This is a genomic window from Streptomyces sp. NBC_00019 (assembly GCF_045041015.1).
Taxonomy (GTDB): domain Bacteria; phylum Actinomycetota; class Actinomycetes; order Streptomycetales; family Streptomycetaceae; genus Streptomyces.
Genome location: NZ_CP108302.1, coordinates 2,213,252 through 2,233,067, shown reverse-complemented (window position 1 = coordinate 2,233,067; position 19,816 = coordinate 2,213,252). Strand labels below are relative to the sequence as shown.

Annotated in this window: 18 protein-coding genes; 16 read left to right on the top strand and 2 right to left on the bottom strand. The window is 70.3% G+C overall.

Features of this window, described 5'->3' with window-relative positions:
• Nucleotides 1–435 (top strand): transcription antitermination factor NusB, encoded by a 435-nt coding sequence (nusB, locus tag OHU89_RS10715; protein WP_046260054.1) that lies wholly within the window; start codon nucleotides 1–3, stop codon nucleotides 433–435.
• A gap of 178 nt (nucleotides 436–613) precedes the next feature.
• Here the strand turns inward: nusB and bldD are convergent, their stop codons facing one another.
• Nucleotides 614–1,114, bottom strand: a complete 501-nt coding sequence (bldD, locus tag OHU89_RS10710) for a transcriptional regulator BldD (RefSeq protein ID WP_067366005.1) — start codon at nucleotides 1,112–1,114, stop codon at nucleotides 614–616.
• 253 nt (nucleotides 1,115–1,367) lie between these two features.
• On the opposite strand from bldD, the gene pyrR reads away from it, so the two are divergent.
• The 14 genes from pyrR (at nucleotide 1,368) to OHU89_RS10640 (ending at nucleotide 17,925) form a co-directional block, all read left to right on the top strand.
• Nucleotides 1,368–1,949 carry a bifunctional pyr operon transcriptional regulator/uracil phosphoribosyltransferase PyrR gene (gene pyrR / locus OHU89_RS10705; protein ID WP_267017939.1) on the top strand — a complete coding sequence of 194 codons (582 nt, stop codon included), beginning with the start codon at nucleotides 1,368–1,370 and terminating at the stop codon, nucleotides 1,947–1,949.
• Nucleotides 1,950–2,028: 79 nt separating this feature from the next.
• The gene (locus OHU89_RS10700; RefSeq protein ID WP_405641963.1) at nucleotides 2,029–3,006 is read left to right on the top strand and encodes an aspartate carbamoyltransferase catalytic subunit; all 978 of its coding nucleotides are present in this window, start codon (nucleotides 2,029–2,031) and stop codon (nucleotides 3,004–3,006) included.
• Between the two features lie 5 nt (nucleotides 3,007–3,011).
• The gene (locus OHU89_RS10695; protein ID WP_405641962.1) at nucleotides 3,012–4,298 is read left to right on the top strand and encodes a dihydroorotase; all 1,287 of its coding nucleotides are present in this window, start codon (nucleotides 3,012–3,014) and stop codon (nucleotides 4,296–4,298) included.
• On the top strand, nucleotides 4,295–4,861 hold the full coding sequence (locus OHU89_RS10690; protein WP_405641960.1) for a hypothetical protein: 567 nt from the start codon (nucleotides 4,295–4,297) through the stop codon (nucleotides 4,859–4,861). The genes OHU89_RS10695 and OHU89_RS10690 overlap by 4 nt, the downstream gene beginning before the upstream one ends.
• Nucleotides 4,858–6,015: a glutamine-hydrolyzing carbamoyl-phosphate synthase small subunit gene (carA, locus tag OHU89_RS10685; RefSeq protein WP_405641958.1), complete on the top strand. Its 1,158-nt coding sequence runs from the start codon at nucleotides 4,858–4,860 to the stop codon at nucleotides 6,013–6,015. The genes OHU89_RS10690 and carA overlap by 4 nt, the downstream gene beginning before the upstream one ends.
• On the top strand, nucleotides 6,008–9,316 hold the full coding sequence (gene carB, locus OHU89_RS10680) for a carbamoyl-phosphate synthase large subunit (protein WP_405641956.1): 3,309 nt from the start codon (nucleotides 6,008–6,010) through the stop codon (nucleotides 9,314–9,316). The genes carA and carB overlap by 8 nt, the downstream gene beginning before the upstream one ends.
• Before the next feature lie 51 nt (nucleotides 9,317–9,367).
• Nucleotides 9,368–10,474, top strand: coding sequence for a quinone-dependent dihydroorotate dehydrogenase (locus OHU89_RS10675; RefSeq protein WP_405641954.1), 1,107 nt, complete (start codon nucleotides 9,368–9,370; stop codon nucleotides 10,472–10,474).
• Nucleotides 10,471–11,310, top strand: coding sequence for an orotidine-5'-phosphate decarboxylase (pyrF, locus tag OHU89_RS10670; RefSeq protein WP_405641952.1), 840 nt, complete (start codon nucleotides 10,471–10,473; stop codon nucleotides 11,308–11,310). Before OHU89_RS10675 ends, pyrF begins: the two co-directional genes overlap by 4 nt.
• A gap of 317 nt (nucleotides 11,311–11,627) precedes the next feature.
• Nucleotides 11,628–11,951, top strand: a complete 324-nt coding sequence (locus OHU89_RS10665; RefSeq protein ID WP_003977346.1) for an integration host factor — start codon at nucleotides 11,628–11,630, stop codon at nucleotides 11,949–11,951.
• Between the two features lie 60 nt (nucleotides 11,952–12,011).
• Nucleotides 12,012–12,569 (top strand): guanylate kinase, encoded by a 558-nt coding sequence (gene gmk, locus OHU89_RS10660; protein WP_405641950.1) that lies wholly within the window; start codon nucleotides 12,012–12,014, stop codon nucleotides 12,567–12,569.
• Between the two features lie 65 nt (nucleotides 12,570–12,634).
• Nucleotides 12,635–12,907, top strand: coding sequence for a DNA-directed RNA polymerase subunit omega (rpoZ, locus tag OHU89_RS10655; protein WP_005319902.1), 273 nt, complete (start codon nucleotides 12,635–12,637; stop codon nucleotides 12,905–12,907).
• Between the two features lie 104 nt (nucleotides 12,908–13,011).
• Entirely contained in the window at nucleotides 13,012–14,214 is a 1,203-nt protein-coding gene (gene coaBC / locus OHU89_RS10650) for a bifunctional phosphopantothenoylcysteine decarboxylase/phosphopantothenate--cysteine ligase CoaBC (protein ID WP_405641948.1), read from the top strand.
• A gap of 240 nt (nucleotides 14,215–14,454) precedes the next feature.
• On the top strand, nucleotides 14,455–15,663 hold the full coding sequence (gene metK / locus OHU89_RS10645) for a methionine adenosyltransferase (protein ID WP_266895057.1): 1,209 nt from the start codon (nucleotides 14,455–14,457) through the stop codon (nucleotides 15,661–15,663).
• Between the two features lie 108 nt (nucleotides 15,664–15,771).
• The gene (locus tag OHU89_RS10640; protein ID WP_405641945.1) at nucleotides 15,772–17,925 is read left to right on the top strand and encodes a primosomal protein N'; all 2,154 of its coding nucleotides are present in this window, start codon (nucleotides 15,772–15,774) and stop codon (nucleotides 17,923–17,925) included.
• 135 nt (nucleotides 17,926–18,060) lie between these two features.
• Here OHU89_RS10640 and OHU89_RS10635 read toward each other — a convergent pair whose 3' ends face one another.
• A complete protein-coding gene (locus OHU89_RS10635; protein ID WP_266895061.1) occupies nucleotides 18,061–18,603 on the bottom strand; it encodes a hypothetical protein in 543 nt (180 codons plus the stop codon).
• Nucleotides 18,604–18,857: 254 nt separating this feature from the next.
• On the opposite strand from OHU89_RS10635, the gene fmt reads away from it, so the two are divergent.
• The gene (fmt, locus tag OHU89_RS10630) at nucleotides 18,858–19,790 is read left to right on the top strand and encodes a methionyl-tRNA formyltransferase (protein WP_266895063.1); all 933 of its coding nucleotides are present in this window, start codon (nucleotides 18,858–18,860) and stop codon (nucleotides 19,788–19,790) included.
• Nucleotides 19,791–19,816 lie beyond the last annotated feature (26 nt).

Genomic DNA, 19,816 nt, shown 5'->3' with positions numbered 1-19,816 from the left:
GTGGCTGCCCGCAACACGGCCCGCAAGCGCGCCTTCCAGATCCTCTTCGAGGGCGACCAGCGCGGCGTCGATGTCCTGACGGTCCTCGCGGACTGGATCCGGCTGTCCCGGGACGACACCCGGCAGCCGCCGGTCAGCGAGTACACGATGCAGTTGGTCGAGGGCTACGCGGAGCACGCGAAGCGCATCGACGAGCTGATCGCGCAGTACTCGGTCGGCTGGACGCTCGACCGGATGCCGGTCGTGGACCGCAACATCCTGCGCCTCGGCGCGCACGAGCTGATCTGGGTCGACGCGACCCCTGACGCCGTCGTGCTGGACGAGATGGTGCAGCTGGCGAAGGAGTTCTCCACGGACGAGTCGCCGGCGTTCGTGAACGGCCTGCTGGGCCGTTTCAAGGACCTGAAGCCGTCTCTGCGTCGCGACGAGGCGTAGGAGCCGCCAGGTCGCCAGAGGTACGACATGCCAGAGGGCCCGCAGCGTGACTGCTGCGGGCCCTCTGGCATCCCGGTGCCCCTGAGGCCCCCGAGGGCCGCAGAAAGCCGCCGGGGTGGCCGGAACCGTGAAGTTCCGGCCACCCCGGCGGCACGTTTCTGCTGAGGCTGGAAGCGGCTCAGCCCTCGTCGTGGGAGACCGCGCGACGCGCGTCGGCGTCCAGGACGCCCCAGCTGATCAGCTGCTCGGTGAGGACCGAGGGCGACTGGTCGTAGATGACGGCGAGTGTGCGCAGGTCGTCCTGGCGAATCGAGAGCACCTTGCCGTTGTAGTCACCGCGCTGCGACTGGATAGTCGCGGCGTAGCGCTGCAGGGGGCCCGCCTTCTCGGCCGGCACATGGGCCAGCCGCTCCAGGTCGAGGACCAGCTTCGGCGGCGGCTCGGCGGCTCCGCCCGGCGTGGTGCCCGGCAGCAGCTCCTGGACGGGTACGCCGTAGAAATCCGCCAGCTCGGCGAGACGCTGCACGGTCACGGCACGGTCGCCACGTTCGTACGAACCGACCACGACCGCCTTCCAGCGTCCCTGGGACTTCTCCTCGACACCGTGGAGGGAAAGGCCCTGCTGGGTGCGGATGGCCCGGAGCTTGGCCCCGAGCTGTTTGGCGTATTCGCTGGACATATAGCTCCCCGGACACTGGATCAACGCGACTGGGGTTGTTTCCTGCCGCGCGTCTGGTAACTCACTGTGAGGTTACGCAGCGTGACTCTTGTGCGTCAAGCCGAATGGTCCACACCGACTCTTCCGTGCGCGTGGTGGCTGATTAGGCCAAGGGGGTGAACGGGGTGGTCGTCCCGGCCTGCTACCGTGGATGGCGCAATTCCGACGTCCTTTAAGGTCCGTCCCGTGAGGCGGAGAAGGAGGTCCGTTTCATATGGACAACCAGCACGACAACCAGCAGGACGCACCGTCCGATGCCGCCCGGCCCGTTCTCGAAGGCCCCGACATCGCACGCGTGTTGACCCGCATCGCCCACGAGATCGTCGAACGCGCCAAGGGCGCTGACGACGTGGTGCTCCTCGGCATCCCGACCCGCGGCGTCTTCCTCGCCCAGCGGCTCGCCGCCAAGCTCGAGGAGATCACCGAGCGCAAGATTCCGGTCGGTTCGCTCGACATCACCATGTACCGGGACGATCTGCGCATGCACCCGCCGCGTGCGCTGGCCCGCACCGAGATCCCCGGTGACGGCATCGACGGCCGTCTCGTCGTCCTCGTCGACGACGTGCTCTTCTCCGGCCGCACCATCCGCGCCGCCCTCGACGCCCTGAACGACATCGGGCGTCCGCGCGCGGTGCAGCTCGCGGTCCTCGTCGACCGCGGCCACCGCGAACTGCCCATCCGCGCCGACTACGTCGGCAAGAACCTCCCCACGTCGTTGCGGGAGACGGTCAAGGTCCTGCTCGCCGAGGAGGACGGTCGCGACACCGTGCTGCTCGGCGCCAAGCAGACCCCGTAGCGAGACGGCGAGGGACGCCTGACTTCGGCGTGCCCGCACTTGCCCGTAATCTCCCGAACTTTCCTACGGAGCCTGACAGATGCAGCGTCATCTCATCTCGGCCGCCGACCTCACCCGCGACGACGCCGTCCTGATCCTCGACACCGCCGAGGAGATGGCCCGGGTCGCCGACCGGCCGATCAAGAAGCTGCCGACCCTGCGCGGCCGCACGATCGTCAACCTGTTCTTCGAGGACTCCACGCGCACGCGTATCTCCTTCGAAGCCGCGGAGAAGCGCCTGTCCGCGGACGTCATCAACTTCACGGCCAAGGGGTCGAGCGTGTCCAAGGGCGAGTCCCTCAAGGACACCGCCCAGACCCTGGAGGCCATGGGCGTCGACGCCGTCGTCATCCGGCACGGCGCCTCCGGAGCCCCGTACCGGCTCGCCACCTCCGGCTGGATCGACGCCGTCGTGATCAACGCCGGCGACGGCACCCACCAGCACCCCACCCAGGCCTTGTTGGACGCCTTCACCATGCGCCGCCGCCTCATCGGCAGGGACGCCGGCCTCGGCCAGGACCTGTCCGGCAAGCGCATCACGCTCGTCGGCGACGTCCTGCACAGCCGGGTCGCCCGCTCCAACGTCGACCTGCTCCACACCCTCGGCGCCGAGGTCACCCTCGTCGCCCCGCCCACCCTGGTGCCGGTCGGCGTCGGGTCCTGGCCGTGCGAGGTGTCGTACGACCTGGACAGCACGCTCTCCAAGTCCGACGCGGTGATGATGCTGCGCGTGCAGCGCGAGCGTATGAACGCCGCGTTCTTCCCGACCGAGCGCGAGTACTCGCGGCGCTACGGCCTCGACGGCGAGCGCATGGCGAAGCTGCCCGAGCACGCCATCGTGATGCACCCCGGGCCGATGGTCCGCGGCATGGAGATCACCGCCGAGGTCGCCGACTCCGACCGCTGCACCGTCGTGGAGCAGGTCGCAAACGGAGTCTCCATCCGGATGGCCGTTCTGTACCTGCTGCTGGGTGGCAACGAGCCCGCCGTCAGCCACACCCGTATCGAGGAGAAGTAAGAGACATGAGCAAGATCCTGATCCGTGGTGCGAAGCTGCTCGGCGGCGAGCCGCAGGACGTCCTGATCGACGGTGGCGTCATCGCCGAGGTGGGCAGCGGTCTGTCGGACGAGGGCGCCGAGGTCGTCGAGGCGGCCGGCAAGGTCCTCCTGCCGGGCCTCGTCGACCTGCACACCCATCTGCGCGAGCCCGGTCGCGAGGACTCCGAGACCGTCCTGACCGGCACGCGCGCGGCGGCCACCGGTGGCTACACGGCCGTCTTCGCCATGGCCAACACCTTCCCGGTCGCCGACACCGCCGGCGTGGTCGAGCAGGTCTACCGGCTCGGCCAGGAGCACGGGTACTGCGATGTGCAGCCCATCGGTGCCGTCACCGTCGGCCTGGAGGGCCGCAAGCTCGCCGAGCTGGGAGCCATGTACGAGTCGGCGGCCGGTGTGACCGTGTTCTCCGACGACGGCAAGTGCGTCGACGACGCGGTGATCATGCGCCGGGCGCTGGAGTACGTGAAGGCCTTCGGCGGGGTCGTCGCCCAGCACGCGCAGGAGCCGCGGCTGACCGAGGGCGCCCAGATGAACGAGGGCGTCGTCTCGGCCGAGCTGGGGCTCGGCGGCTGGCCCGCGGTGGCCGAAGAATCGATCATCGCCCGGGATGTCCTGCTCGCCGAGCACGTCGGCTCCCGCGTCCACATCTGCCACCTGTCGACCGCCGGCTCCGTCGAGATCGTCCGCTGGGCCAAGTCCCGCGGCATCGACGTCACCGCCGAGGTCACCCCGCATCACCTGCTCCTCACCGACGAGCTGGTGCGCACCTACAACCCGGTCTACAAGGTCAACCCGCCGCTGCGCACCGAGCGCGACGTGTTCGCCCTGCGCGAGGCGCTGGCCGACGGCACGATCGACATCGTCGCCACCGACCACGCCCCGCACCCGCACGAGGACAAGGACTGCGAGTGGGCCGCGGCCGCCATGGGGATGGTCGGCCTGGAGACCGCGTTGTCAGTGGTGCAGGAGACCATGGTGGACACCGGGCTCCTCACCTGGGCCGGAGTCGCCGACCGCATGTCCTTCAAGCCCGCGCAGATCGGGCGGGCCACCGGGCACGGCCGCCCCGTCTCGGCAGGTGAGCCCGCCAACCTCACGCTCGTCGACACGGAATACCGTGGGGACGTGGACCCCGCAGGCTTCGCCTCGCGCAGCCGGAACACCCCGTACGAGGGGCGTGAGCTGCCGGGCCGTGTGACGCACACCTGGCTGCGGGGCAAGGCCACGCTCGTCGACGGGAAGCTCACGTGACACCTGTAATCCTGCTGGCCGCCGAGCAGAAATCGGCTGAGGTCACCGACTGGGCCGCCCGGGTCGGGTGGCTCGTCGGACTCGCGCTGTTCGTCGCGCTCATCTACTGGCTGATGCGCGAGGGCTGGAAGTGGCGCGGCACGCTCCAGGGCGACCTGCCCGAGCTGCCCGCCGCGCCGTCCGAGCCCGGTGCGGCGAAACTGACGATGAGCGGCCGCTACCACGGCTCCACCACCGCCGGGCAGTGGCTCGACCGCATCGTGGCGCACGGCCTCGGCACCCGCAGCCGGGTCGAGCTCACGCTGACGGACGCGGGACTGGACGTCGTACGCCCCGGCGCGGCCGACTTCTTCGTCCCCACCGCCGCACTGCGCGAGGCCCGGCTCGACAAGGGCATCGCCGGCAAGGTCCTCACCGAGGGCGGGCTGCTGGTCGTGACCTGGGAGCACGGCGACCGGCTGCTCGACTCCGGGTTCCGCTCCGACCGCGCGGCCGAGCACAACGAGTGGGTCGACACCATTAACTCCATGATCAACAAGACGGAAACGGAAGGCGCACGATGACGACCTCCACGAAGGGGACCGCCTCGCAGAGGAAAGAGGTGTCTCCCGCGGTACTCGTCCTGGAGGACGGCCGGATCTTCCGTGGCCGTGCCTACGGGGCCGTGGGGGAGACCTTCGGCGAGGCGGTGTTCTCCACCGGCATGACCGGCTACCAGGAGACCCTCACCGACCCGTCGTACCACCGCCAGGTCGTCGTGATGACCGCCCCGCACGTCGGCAACACCGGCGTCAACGACGAGGACGCCGAGTCGCAGCGGATCTGGGTCGCCGGCTACGTCGTGCGCGACCCCGCGCGCGTGCCCTCCAACTGGCGCTCGCGCCGCTCCCTGGACGAGGAGCTCGTCCGGCAGGGTGTCGTCGGGATCTCCGGCATCGACACGCGCGCGTTGACGCGCCACCTGCGTGAGCGCGGCGCCATGCGCGTCGGCATCTTCTCCGGCAACGCGCTGCCCGACGACGGCACCATGCTCGCCGAGGTCCGCCAGGCCCCCGAGATGAAGGGCGCGAACCTCTCCGCCGAGGTCGCCACCAAGGAGACGTACGTCGTCCCCGCGATCGGCGAGAAGAAGTTCACCGTCGCCGCCGTCGACCTCGGCATCAAGGGCATGACCCCGCACCGCATGGCCGAGCGCGGCATCGAGGTGCATGTGCTGCCCGCCACAGCGACCGTCGAGGACGTGTACGCCGTGAACCCGGACGGCGTGTTCTTCTCCAACGGCCCCGGCGACCCGGCCACCGCCGACCACCCGGTCTCCGTCATGCAGGCGGTCCTGGAGCGCAAGACCCCGCTCTTCGGCATCTGCTTCGGCAACCAGATCCTGGGCCGCGCCCTCGGCTTCGGCACCTACAAGCTGAAGTACGGCCACCGCGGCATCAACCAGCCGGTGCAGGACCGTACGACCGGCAAGGTCGAGGTCACCGCGCACAACCACGGCTTCGCCGTCGACGCCCCGCTCGACAAGGTGTCCGACACCCCCTACGGCCGCGCCGAGGTCTCCCACGTCTGCCTCAACGACAACGTGGTGGAGGGCCTCCAGCTGCTCGACCAGCCGGCCTTCAGCGTGCAGTACCACCCCGAAGCGGCAGCGGGCCCGCACGACGCCGCCTACCTGTTCGACCGCTTCGTATCTCTGTTGGAGGGCCAGCGTGCCTAAGCGCACCGATATCCAGTCCGTCCTGGTCATCGGCTCCGGCCCGATCGTCATCGGCCAGGCCGCCGAGTTCGACTACTCCGGCACCCAGGCGTGCCGCATCCTGCGCGCTGAGGGCATCAGGGTCATCCTGGTCAACTCCAACCCGGCGACGATCATGACCGACCCGGAGATCGCCGACGCCACCTACGTCGAGCCGATCACCCCGGAGTTCGTCGAGAAGATCATCGCCAAGGAGCGCCCCGACGCCCTGCTGCCCACCCTGGGCGGTCAGACGGCCCTCAACACGGCGATCTCGCTGCACGAGTCCGGGACGCTGGAGAAGTACGGCGTCGAGCTGATCGGCGCCAACGTCGAGGCCATCAACAAGGGTGAGGACCGCGACCTCTTCAAGGGCGTCGTCGAAGCGGTGAACGCGAAGATTGGGCACGGCGAGTCCGCCCGCTCGGTCATCTGCCACTCCATGGACGACGTCCTCAAGGGCGTCGAGACGCTCGGCGGCTACCCGGTCGTCGTCCGCCCGTCCTTCACCATGGGCGGCGCCGGCTCCGGCTTCGCCCACGACGAGGAGGAGCTGCGCCGCATCGCGGGCCAGGGCCTCACGCTCTCCCCGACCACCGAGGTGCTCCTGGAGGAGTCCATCCTCGGCTGGAAGGAGTACGAGCTGGAGCTGATGCGCGACAAGAACGACAACGTCGTGGTCGTCTGCTCCATCGAGAACTTCGACCCCATGGGCGTCCACACCGGCGACTCGATCACCGTCGCGCCCGCGATGACGCTGACCGACCGCGAGTACCAGCGCCTTCGTGACGTCGGTATCGCGATCATCCGCGAGGTCGGCGTCGACACCGGCGGCTGCAACATCCAGTTCGCGATCGACCCGGTCGACGGCCGCGTCATCGTCATCGAGATGAACCCGCGCGTGTCGCGCTCCTCGGCCCTCGCCTCCAAGGCGACCGGCTTCCCGATCGCCAAGATCGCGGCCAAGCTCGCCGTCGGCTACACCCTCGACGAGATCCCCAACGACATCACGCAGGAGACCCCGGCCTCCTTCGAGCCGACGCTCGACTACGTGGTCGTGAAGGCCCCGCGCTTCGCCTTCGAGAAGTTCCCGCAGGCCGACTCCACGCTGACCACGACCATGAAGTCGGTCGGCGAGGCCATGGCCATCGGCCGCAACTTCACCGAGGCCTTCCAGAAGGCGCTGCGCTCGCTGGAGAAGAAGGGCAGCCAGTTCACCTTCGTCGGCGAGCCCGGCGACAAGGAGGCGCTGCTGACGGAGGCCGTCCGTCCCACCGACGGCCGGATCAACACCGTCATGCAGGCCATCCGCGCGGGCGCCACGCCGGAGGAGATCTTCGAGTACACGAAGATCGACCCCTGGTTCGTCGACCAGCTCTTCCTCATCAAGGAGCTCGCCGACGAGCTCGCCGAGGCGCCGAAGCTGGACCCCGACCTGCTGGCCGAGGCCAAGCGGCACGGCTTCTCCGACCAGCAGATCGGCGAGATCCGCGGTCTGCGCGAGGACGTCGTCCGCGAGGTCCGGCACGCGCTCGGCATCCGCCCGGTCTACAAGACGGTCGACACCTGCGCCGCCGAGTTCGCCGCGAAGACGCCGTACTTCTACTCCTCCTACGACGAGGAGACGGAGGTCGCCCCCCGCGAGAAGCCGGCCGTCATCATCCTCGGCTCCGGCCCCAACCGCATCGGCCAGGGCATCGAGTTCGACTACTCCTGCGTCCACGCCTCCTTCGCGCTGAGCGAGGCCGGGTACGAGACCGTGATGGTCAACTGCAACCCGGAGACCGTCTCCACGGACTACGACACCTCCGACCGCCTGTACTTCGAGCCGCTGACGCTGGAAGACGTGCTGGAGATCGTCCACGCGGAGTCCCTCGCGGGCCCGATCGCCGGTGTCATCGTCCAGCTGGGCGGCCAGACCCCGCTGGGCCTGGCCCAGGCGCTGAAGGACAACGGCGTCCCGATCGTGGGCACCCCGCCGGAGGCCATCCACGCCGCCGAGGACCGCGGCGCCTTCGGCCGCGTGCTCGCCGAGGCGGGCCTCCCTGCCCCCAAGCACGGCACCGCGACCACCTTCGCCGAGGCCAAGGCCATCGCCGACGAGATCGGCTACCCGGTCCTGGTGCGGCCGTCGTACGTCCTCGGCGGACGCGGCATGGAGATCGTCTACGACGAGAGCCGCCTCGCGTCCTACATCGCCGAGTCGACCGAGATCAGCCCCTCCCGGCCGGTCCTGGTCGACCGCTTCCTCGACGACGCCATCGAGATCGACGTCGACGCCCTCTACGACGGCGAGGAGCTCTACCTCGGCGGCGTCATGGAGCACATCGAGGAGGCCGGCATCCACTCCGGCGACTCGGCGTGCGCGCTGCCTCCGATCACGCTGGGCGGCTTCGACATCAAGCGCCTGCGGGCCTCCACCGAGGCGATCGCCAAGGGCGTGGGCGTCCGCGGCCTGATCAACATCCAGTTCGCGATGGCCGGCGACATCCTCTACGTCCTGGAGGCCAACCCGCGCGCGTCCCGCACCGTCCCCTTCACCTCGAAGGCGACCGCGGTACCGCTGGCCAAGGCCGCCGCCCGGATCTCGCTCGGCGCGACCGTCGCCGAACTGCGGGCCGAGGGGCTGCTTCCGGCCAACGGCGACGGTGGCGAGCTGCCGTTCGACGCGCCGATCTCCGTCAAGGAGGCCGTCATGCCGTGGTCGCGCTTCCGCGACATCCACGGACGCGGCGTCGACACCGTCCTCGGCCCGGAGATGCGCTCCACCGGCGAGGTCATGGGCATCGACTCCGTCTTCGGCACGGCGTACGCCAAGTCGCAGGCGGGCGCCTACGGTCCGCTGCCCACCAAGGGCCGCGCGTTCATCTCGGTCGCCAACCGTGACAAGCGCTCGATGATCTTCCCGGCACGTGAGCTGGTCGCCCACGGCTTCGAGCTGCTCGCCACCTCCGGCACCGCCGAGGTCCTCAAGCGCAACGGCATCAACGCCAGGATCGTGCGCAAGCAGTCCGAGGGCACCGGCCCGAACGGCGAGAAGACCATCGTCCAGCTCATCCACGACGGCGAGGTCGACCTCATCGTCAACACCCCGTACGGCACCGGTGGCCGCCTCGACGGCTACGAGATCCGTACGGCGGCCGTGGCACGGTCGGTCCCGTGCCTGACGACGGTCCAGGCGCTCGCCGCCGCCGTCCAGGGCATCGACGCCCTCAACCACGGTGATGTGGGCGTCCGCTCACTGCAGGAACACGCGGAACACCTGACCGCCGCCCGCGACTAGCAGCCCTGAGGGGGACACCGGAAACGGTGTCCCCCTCTTCATGAGGACACCATGTACAAGATCTTCTTCCAGCTCGTCTTCAAACGCATGGACCCCGAGAAGGCCCACTACCTCGCCTTCCGCTGGATCCGCCTCGCCGTCCGCGTCCCGGTGCTCCGCACCTTCGTCGCCGCCGCGCTCGCCCCCCGCCACGAGGAGCTGCGCACCGAGGCCTTCGGACTGCGCATGCACGGCCCCTTCGGGCTCGCCGCCGGCTTCGACAAGAACGCGGTCGCCGTCGACGGCATGTCGATGCTCGGCTTCGACCATGTCGAGATCGGCACGGTCACCGGGGAGCCGCAGCCCGGCAACCCCAAGCAGCGGCTGTTCCGGCTCGTGAAGGACCGCGCGCTGATCAACCGCATGGGCTTCAACAACGAGGGCTCGCTGGCCGTGGCGGCCCGCCTGGCCTCCCGTACGCCCGTCTTCAGGACCGTCGTGGGCGTCAACATCGGCAAGACCAAGGTCGTACCGGAGGCCGAGGCCACCGCCGACTACGTGAAGTCGACCGAGCGGCTCGCGCCGTACGCCGACTACCTGGTCGTGAACGTGTCGTCGCCGAACACGCCCGGGCTGCGCAATCTGCAGGCCACCGAGGCGCTGCGGCCGCTCCTGAGCGCCGTGCGCGAGGCCGCCGACCGTACGGTCACCGGCCGCCGCGTCCCGCTCCTGGTGAAGATCGCGCCGGACCTCGCCGACGATGACGTCGACGCCGTCGCGGACCTGGCCGTGGAGCTCGGCCTGGACGGGATCATCGCCACGAACACCACCATCGCGCGCGAGGGGCTCGGCCTGAAATCCGAACCCTCACTGGTGAAGGAGACCGGAGGCCTGTCCGGCGCCCCGCTGAAGGCGCGCTCCCTGGAGGTCCTCAGGCGCCTCTACGCGCGCGTGGGCGACCGCATCACCCTCGTGGGCGTCGGCGGCATCGAGGACGCCGAGGACGCCTGGCAGCGCATTCTCGCCGGTGCCACGCTCGTCCAGGGCTACAGCGCGTTCGTCTACGAGGGGCCCTTCTGGGCCCGAGCGATCCACAAGGGGCTCGCCGCCCGCCTCCGTACGAGCCCGTACGCCACTCTCGCCGACGCGGTCGGCGCCGACGTAAGGAAGCCGGCATGAGCTCTCTCGCACCCTTCGGCGCACGTCTTCGTCACGTCATGGACGAGCGCGGCCCGCTGTGCGTTGGCATCGACCCGCACGCGTCCCTGCTCAGCGAGTGGGGTCTGAACGACGACGTGGCCGGACTGGAGCGGTTCAGCCGCACGGTCGTCGAGGCCGTGGCCGACCGGGTCGCTGTCCTCAAGCCGCAGAGCGCGTTCTTCGAGCGCTTCGGGTCGCGCGGTGTCGCCGTCCTGGAGAAGTCGGTCGAGGAGGCGCGGGCCGCCGGCGCTCTGGTCGTCATGGACGCCAAGCGCGGCGACATCGGCTCGACCATGGCCGCGTACGCCGAGGCCTTCCTGCACAAGGACTCCCCGCTGTTCTCCGACGCGCTCACGGTCTCGCCGTACCTCGGCTACGGCTCGCTCTCGCCGGCGGTCGCGCTGGCGCGGGAGAGCGGCGCCGGCCTGTTCGTGCTGGCGCTGACGTCCAACCCTGAGGGCGGCGAGGTGCAGCACGCGATCCGCGCGGACGGCCGTGACGTCGGTGCGACGATGCTGGCGCATCTGGCGGCCGAGAACACGGGGGAGGAGCCCCTGGGGTCCTTCGGCGCCGTCGTGGGTGCCACGCTGGGCGATCTGTCGTCCTACGACCTGGACATCAACGGTCCGCTCCTCGCGCCCGGCATCGGCGCCCAGGGGGCCACTCCGGCCGACCTGCCGAAGGTGTTCGGCTCCGTGGTGCGCAATGTCGTCCCCAACGTCAGCCGGGGGGTCCTGCGGCACGGTCCCGACGTCGGCGCGCTGCGGGCGGCCGCGGAGCGGTTCGCGGAGGAGACCAGGGCCGCCGTGGCGTGAGACCGACGGCGCCATGGCGGTCGTATGACGGTCGTCCGAGGCGTTCGAGACGCTCGTGCGAGACCTCCGATGAGTGTTTCCAGGACGACTTGAGGCTGAATACATTCTCAAATCCAGGGCAGTATGCCTTAAATGTCCGGCCTGACGGAGGCTGACCAGGACTTTTCCGCTGTTCTCGCTGACTCTGGCGGAGTTGGCCGCTAGTCTCCGACGCAGAGTGAACGGGCAAGCGTGTTGCTCGTGGCTCCCCAGGTGTGGGGCGACTAGGTTCCTCACCGGTCCGTATCCGACAGTTCAACATCCGAGGTGACGTAGGCGTGGCTCTTCCGCCCCTTACCCCTGAACAGCGCGCAGCCGCGCTCGAAAAGGCCGCCGCGGCTCGCCGGGAGCGGGCCGAGGTCAAGAATCGACTCAAGCACTCCGGCGCCTCTCTTCACGAGGTCATCAAGCAAGGCCAGGAGAACGACGTCATCGGCAAGATGAAGGTCTCCGCCCTGCTCGAGTCGCTACCCGGCGTGGGCAAGGTCCGCGCCAAGCAGATCATGGAGCGTCTGGGCATCTCCGAGAGCCGCCGTGTGCGTGGTCTCGGTTCGAACCAGATCGCTTCTCTGGAGCGTGAGTTCGGCAGCACCGGTTCCTGAGTCCGGCACAGTCCGGACCGGGAGTCCCGGGCACTCCGGGATTGCTGGAATAATCGCTGCATGAGTGAACGTCCGCGGCTGACCGTGCTCTCCGGCCCCTCAGGGGTCGGCAAGAGCACGGTCGTCGCCCATATGCGCAAGGAACACCCCGAGGTCTGGCTCTCGGTGTCGGCGACGACCCGCAAGCCCCGCCCCGGCGAGAAGCACGGTGTCCACTACTTCTTCGTCAATGACGAGGAGATGGACAAGCTGATCGCCAACAGTGAGCTGCTGGAGTGGGCCGAGTTCGCCGGCAATCGCTACGGCACCCCGCGCAACGCGGTGCTGGAGCGGCTGGAAGCGGGCGAGCCGGTTCTTCTGGAGATCGATCTCCAGGGCGCCCGGCAGGTCCGCGAGTCCATGTCGGAGGCCCAGCTGGTGTTCCTGGCTCCTCCCTCCTGGGAGGAGCTCGTGCGCAGGCTCACGGGACGTGGCACCGAGCCGCCCGCAGTGATCGAACGCCGTCTTGAGGCGGCGAAGGTCGAGCTGGCGGCCGAGCCCGAGTTCGATGTGACCTTGGTCAACACCTCCGTCGAGGACGTGGCGCGTGAGCTGCTAGCCTTGATGGAAGTTGTGTGATCGTGCCTGATCGTTGAGGCTTGATCGTTCACACTGATTCTTTCCCACCCATCGGAAGGCAGAGCGTGTCCTCTTCCATCACCGCGCCCGAGGGCATCATCAACCCTCCGATCGACGAGCTTCTCGAGGCCACCGACTCGAAGTACAGCCTCGTGATCTACGCGGCCAAGCGTGCGCGCCAGATCAACGCGTACTACTCGCAGCTCGGCGAGGGCCTCCTCGAGTACGTCGGTCCGCTCGTCGACACCCACGTGCACGAGAAGCCGCTCTCGATCGCGCTCCGCGAGATCAACGCGGGTCTGCTGACGTCCGAGGCCATCGAGGGCCCCGCGCAGTAATCCAGCATTTTCGGCTTTGAGCTGGCTTGTCCACAGGCCCGGCAGCGCGACTGTCGGGCCTGTGGTGTGTCATGGAGTCGTCGGTTCGAGGGATGGGAGACCTGGTGGACAAGCCGAGGGTCGTGCTGGGGGTCAGCGGTGGCATCGCCGCCTACAAGGCCTGTGAGCTGCTGCGCAGACTGACGGAGTCGGGCCACGACGTACGCGTGGTGCCCACCGCCTCCGCGCTGCACTTCGTCGGTGCCGCCACCTGGTCGGCCCTCTCCGGCAATCCCGTCTCGACCGAGGTGTGGGACGACGTCCACGAGGTGCCGCACGTCCGCATCGGGCAGCACGCCGACCTGGTGATCGTCGCCCCGGCCACGGCCGACATGCTCGCGAAGGCGGCCCACGGCCTCGCGGACGACCTGCTCACCAACACGCTGCTGACCGCCCGCTGTCCGGTCGTCTTCGCCCCCGCGATGCACACCGAGATGTGGGAGCACCCGGCCACCCAGGAGAACGTGGCGACGCTGCGCCGCCGGGGCGCGGTCGTCATCGAGCCGGCCGTCGGGCGCCTCACCGGCGTCGACACCGGCAAGGGCCGGCTGCCCGACCCGGGGGAGATCTTCGAGGTCTGCCGCCGCGTCCTCGCCCGGGGCGTCACCGAGCCGGACCTGAAGGGACGGCACGTCGTCGTCAGCGCCGGCGGCACCCGTGAGCCCCTCGACCCGGTCCGCTTCCTCGGCAACCGCTCCTCCGGCAAGCAGGGCTACGCCCTCGCCCGCACCGCCGCCGCCCGCGGCGCCCGCGTCACGCTCATCGCCGCGAACACCGGGCTGCCGGACCCGGCGGGGGTGGACATCGTCCCGGTCGGCACGGCCGTACAACTGCGTGAAGCCGTCCTGAAGGCGGCCGAGGACGCCGACGCGGTCGTCATGGCCGCCGCGGTCGCGGACTTCCGGCCGGAGACATACGCCGCCGGGAAGATCAAGAAGAAGGACGGCCAGGATCCGGAACCCATCGTTCTGGTGCGGAATCCGGACATCCTGGCGGAGATCTCGGCCGACCGGGCCCGCCTCGGGCAGGTGGTCGTCGGGTTCGCCGCCGAGACGGACGACGTGCTGGCCAACGGCCGTACGAAGCTCGCCCGGAAGGGCTGCGACCTCCTCGTCGTCAACGAGGTGGGGGAGCGTAAGACTTTCGGGGCGGAGGAGAACGAGGCGGTGGTGCTGGGGGCCGACGGCACCGAGACGCCGGTCCCGCACGGACCGAAGGAAGCATTGGCCGAAATCGTGTGGGACCTGGTGGCTCGGCGCATGAAGTGAATGTTTCATTCGCTTCACTGCGCTCTGTCACCTCGGTAATAGAGGCGTGGCGGGCCTGGCCAAGCCCGCTCGGGATTGGGCAGAATGCCCGTGCCGCAGGTCACAGGGCTCCCGACCAGCGAGACGGGTGAGCCTGTGACGGAGCACGACCGATAAACTGTTCTCGGACGATGCCGGGCGCAGCCCCCGAGCCCGTCCGCCCATGATCAGCCAGCAGCCGCTGCAACCCCAGGGAGCGTTGTGTCCCGTCGTCTGTTCACCTCGGAGTCTGTGACCGAGGGTCACCCCGACAAGATCGCTGACCAGATCAGCGACACCATTCTCGACGCGCTCCTGCGCGAGGACCCGACGTCCCGGGTCGCGGTCGAGACCCTGATCACGACCGGCCTGGTGCACGTGGCCGGTGAGGTCACCACCAAGGCCTACGCCCCGATCCCCCAGCTCGTACGGGACAAGATCCTCGCGATCGGTTACGACTCCTCGAAGAAGGGCTTCGACGGCGCCTCCTGCGGCGTCTCGGTGTCCATCGGCTCGCAGTCCCCGGACATCGCGCAGGGTGTCGACACCGCCTACGAGAAGCGGGTCGAGGGCGACGAGGACGAGCTCGACAAGCAGGGCGCCGGCGACCAGGGCCTGATGTTCGGCTACGCGACGGACGAGACGCCGACGCTGATGCCGCTGCCGATCTTCCTGGCGCACCGACTGTCGAGCCGCCTGTCCGAGGTCCGCAAGAACGGGACGATCCCCTACCTGCGCCCCGACGGCAAGACCCAGGTCACCATCGAGTACGACGGCGACAAGGCCGTCCGTCTCGACACCGTCGTGGTCTCGTCGCAGCACGCCTCCGACATCGACCTCGAGTCGCTGCTCGCCCCCGACATCCGCGAGTTCGTCGTGGAGCCGGAGCTGAAGGCGCTCCTCGACGAGGGCATCAAGCTGGAGACCGAGGGCTACCGCCTCCTGGTCAACCCGACCGGCCGCTTCGAGATCGGCGGCCCGATGGGTGACGCGGGTCTGACCGGCCGCAAGATCATCATCGACACGTACGGCGGCATGGCCCGCCACGGTGGCGGCGCCTTCTCGGGCAAGGACCCGTCCAAGGTGGACCGTTCGGCCGCGTACGCGATGCGCTGGGTCGCCAAGAACGTCGTCGCCGCGGGCCTTGCCTCCCGCTGCGAGGTGCAGGTCGCGTACGCGATCGGCAAGGCCGAGCCCGTCGGCCTGTTCGTCGAGACCTTCGGCACCGCCAAGGTCGACGCTGAGAAGATCGAGAAGGCCATCGACGAGGTCTTCGACCTCCGCCCGGCCGCGATCATCCGCGACCTCGACCTGCTGCGCCCGATCTACGCCCAGACCGCCGCGTACGGCCACTTCGGCCGTGAGCTGCCCGACTTCACGTGGGAGCGCACGGACCGCGTGGACGCGCTGCGCAGGGCGGCGGGGTTGTAAGGCCAGGCTCCACGGTTCTTTCCGAAGCCCGGCGTCCCTTGGGGGATGCCGGGCTTCGGTGCGTTCGGGCGGCTTCGGATGTCAGTGGGGTTTGGTAAGAATGCAAGGGTGAGCAGCGAGGATGAGCAGGTCGGTGGTGGGGGCGAGGGGGCGCCGCCCGAGCAGCTTGCGTTCATTCGGGAGAGTGTGCGGAAGGCGAAGGTGCCGCGGGCGAAGCCGCGGACCTGGCGGGGGGCTGCGCTGGCCAAGGAGTTGCCCGTCGCGCGGGTGCTCGTGGACAAGGGCGTGCTGCACCTTGATCGGTACTTCGACTACGCCGTGCCCGAGGAGCTCGATGCCGAGGCTCAGCCCGGGGTGCGGGTTCGGGTGCGCTTCGGCGCCGGGCGTGGTCGGGTGCGGGACGGGCGGCGTGAGGGTGGCGGGCTGATCGACGGGTTTCTCGTCGAGCGGCTGGCCGAGTCCGACTACTCCGGGCCGCTGGCCGCGCTGGCCCAGGTCGTGTCGCCCGAACCGGTGCTCGGCCAGGAGCTGTTGGCGCTCACCCGGGCTGTGGCCGACCGGTATGCCGGGAGCCTTGCCGATGTGCTGCAGCTTGCCGTGCCGCCGCGGAGTGCCCGGGCCGAGCAGCGGGCTTCGACGGAGCCGCTTCCGCCGCCCGGGGTGCCTGAGGCCGGGTCCTGGAGCCGGTACGAGCGGGGGGCCGGCTTTCTTGAGGCGCTCGCCTCGGGTGGGGCGCCGAGGGCCGTCTGGAACGCGTTGCCCGGGCCCGAGTGGTGTGACGAACTGGCTCGGGCCGTCGCCGCCACGCTGGCCTCCGGTCGCGGGGCGCTGGTCGTGGTGCCGGACGGGCGGGCCGTCACGCGGGTCGATGCCGCGCTGACCTCCTTGCTGGGGGAGGGGCGGCATGCCGTGCTCACCGCCGACGCGGGGCCGGAGAAGCGGTATCGGGAGTGGCTGGCCGTGCGGCGGGGGGCCGTGCGGGCCGTGGTGGGGACTCGGGCGGCCATGTTCGCGCCCGTACGGGATCTCGGGCTGGTCGCCATCTGGGACGACGGGGACGACAGCCACAGCGAGCCGCACGCGCCGCAGCCGCATGCCCGTGAGGTGCTGTTGCTGCGGGCCGCCCAGGACAAGTGCGGCTTCCTGCTGGGGAGCTGGAGTTGCACCGTGGAGGCCGCGCAACTCGTCGAGAGCGGGTGGGCGGGGCCGATCGTCGCCGCGCGTGAGCAGGTGCGGGGTGCCGCGCCGCTCGTACGGACCGTGGGGGACGGGGATCTGGCCAGGGACGAGGCCGCGCGGGCCGCTCGGCTGCCGACCCTTGCCTGGCAGGCCGTCAGGGAGGGGCTGAAGCAGGGACCCGTGCTCGTGCAGGTTCCGCGCCGCGGCTATGTGCCTCGGATGGCGTGTGCCAACTGCCGGGCGCCCGCGCGGTGTCGGCACTGTTCCGGACCGCTGGAGGCCCAGGAGGGTGTGGATGCCCTGCGGTGCGGGTGGTGTGCGCGTGAGGACGGCGCCTGGCACTGTCCGGAGTGTGGCGGCTTTCGGCTGCGGGCCCAGGTCGTGGGTGCCCGGCGGACCGCGGAGGAGTTGGGGCGGGCGTTTCCTGCCGTCCCGGTGCGGACCTCCGGGCGGGAGCATGTGCTGGACACCGTGCCGGGGGCGCCCGCGCTCGTCGTGAGCACGCCGGGGGCCGAGCCGGTGGCCGAGGGCGGGTATGCGGCCGCGCTGTTGCTGGACGGCTGGGCCATGCTCGGGCGGCCCGACCTGCGTGCCGGTGAGGATGCGTTGCGCAGGTGGATCGCCGCAGCGGCGCTCGTGCGGCCGCAGGGGGCAGGAGGCACCGTGGTCGTCGTTGCCGAGCCGACGTTGCGGCCCGTGCAGGCGTTGGTGCGGTGGGATCCCGTGGGGCATGCGGTGCGGGAGCTTTCCGAGCGGGCCGAGTTGGGGTTTCCGCCGGTGTCGCGGATGGCGGCCGTGTCGGGGGTGGGGGAGGCCGTCGCGGCGTTTCTCGGGGCTGTGGAACTGCCGGGGGAGTCGGAGGTGTTGGGGCCGGTGCCGATGGCTGTCACGGGTGTGCAGGGGCCGCGGCGGGTGGGGGCGCCGCCGCCGGGGGAGCAGTGGGAGCGGGTGTTGATCCGGGTGCCGCCGGGGAAGGGGGCGGTGCTTGCGTCCGCGCTCAAGGCTGCGCAGGCCGCGCGGATGGCTCGGGGGAGTGGTGAGCCGGTGGTGCGGGTGCGGATCGATCCGCCTGATATCGGGTGACGGGTTCGTTGTCCGGTGCGGGTGGCCCCCCTGTGGGGGGCTGAGCGCCGTCGGCGGCCGACGGTGGCTGTAGTCGGGCGCATGCGCATGCGGATGCCCTCCCAGGGGTCCCGGGAGGGCATGAGGTGGGATCGGTCAGCCGTTGCGCGGGCCGGGGAAGGCGGTGGGGCGTACCTCTTCGCGTAGGGCCGGGCTGCCCGCCGTCGGCTGGGTCGGCATGGAGCGGGCCGCGGGGACCGTCGGTACCGAGGGGATACCGGTGTTGACGCTGACCGTGTGGGTGCTCGGCGCTTCGGCGGTGCGCTCGGCCTCGGCGGCCGCCTGGGTCACGGCACGGCGTGCGCCGTAGCGACGGTGGACCGCCTGCTTGGTGACCCCGAGCGCGGAGCCCACCGCGTCCCACGAGAAGCCGAGCGAGCGGTCGAAGTCGACCGCGGCCGTCACCAGGGTCTCGACGCTGTCCCGCAGCTCCTGCGCGAGACGGACCGTCGGCGCGGGGGCGCGTCCGTAGACGACGAAGCCCGTGGAGGGGCCGGAGCGGCGCGGGCGGTAGACGTTCCCCAACTGGGCGGTGAGCGTGCGCAGTGCGTCCACCTGCCGGCGGACCCGCTCGATGTCCCGCACCAGCAAGTGCAGGCTGGCCCGAGCCTGGGCGTCGTGGGTTGCGTGGTCGGCCATGAACAAGCCTCTCGAACCGGCGATGAAAAGGATCGGGCCGCTACAGCGGCCCGTTGTGGTCAACTCTTTCTTGACCAACGCGTGGACGCTCCGCTGGTCACGCAGTGGGGGCGTAGCGGCATATGCGTGCGCCCCGGGAGGGGGGTTCGCGCCTCGATTCCCACACGGTCCACTCCGTCGGCGGTATTTCTTTCCGTGGTCATAGACTTGTGCGTTGCCCGCACAACCCCCGCCCGAGAGGCCCGAACCCACCCATGAAGCTCGTCTTCGCCGGTACCCCCGAGGTCGCCGTTCCCGCTCTGGACGCTCTGATCGCCTCCGGGCGGCACGAGGTGGCCGCCGTCGTCACGCGGCCCGACGCGCCGGCCGGGCGTGGGCGCAGGCTCGTCGCGAGCCCGGTGGCCGAGCGGGCCGTGGAGGCGGGCATCGAGGTGCTGAAGCCCCTCAAGCCGCGGGACCCGGAGTTTCTGGAGCGGCTGCGGGAGATCGCCCCCGACTGCTGTCCCGTCGTCGCCTACGGGGCGCTGCTGCCCCGCGTGGCCCTCGACATCCCTGCCCACGGCTGGGTCAACCTGCACTTCTCGCTGCTGCCCGCCTGGCGTGGGGCCGCGCCCGTGCAGCACTCCATCATGGCGGGCGACGAGATCACCGGGGCCTCCACCTTCCTCATCGAGGAAGGCCTCGACTCAGGGCCCGTCTACGGCACCGTGACCGAGGAGATCCGGCACACCGACACCAGCGGCGACCTGCTGACCCGGCTCGCCTTCGCCGGCTCCGGACTGCTCGCCGCGACCATGGACGGGATCGAGGACGGCACCCTGAAGGCCGTACCGCAGCCCGCCGACGGCATCACCCTCGCTCCGAAGATCACCGTCGAGGACGCACAGGTCGACTGGCGCACCCCGGCTCTCCGGGTCGACCGGGTGGTGCGCGGCTGCACGCCCGCGCCCGGCGCCTGGACGGTCTTCCGCGGTGAGCGGCTCAAGCTCATCCAGGTGCAGCCCGCGCCCGAGCGCACCGACCTCGCCCCCGGACAGCTCGCCGTCGGCAAGAACAACGTCCACGTGGGCACCGGCTCCCACGGCGTGGAGCTGCTGTGGGTGCAGGCCCAGGGCAAGAAGCCGATGAGGGCCGCCGACTGGGCGCGCGGGGTGCGGATCGGCGAGAGCGAGAGCCTGGGCGAGTAGCACGGGTGCCGACGGCGGGGCCCCTC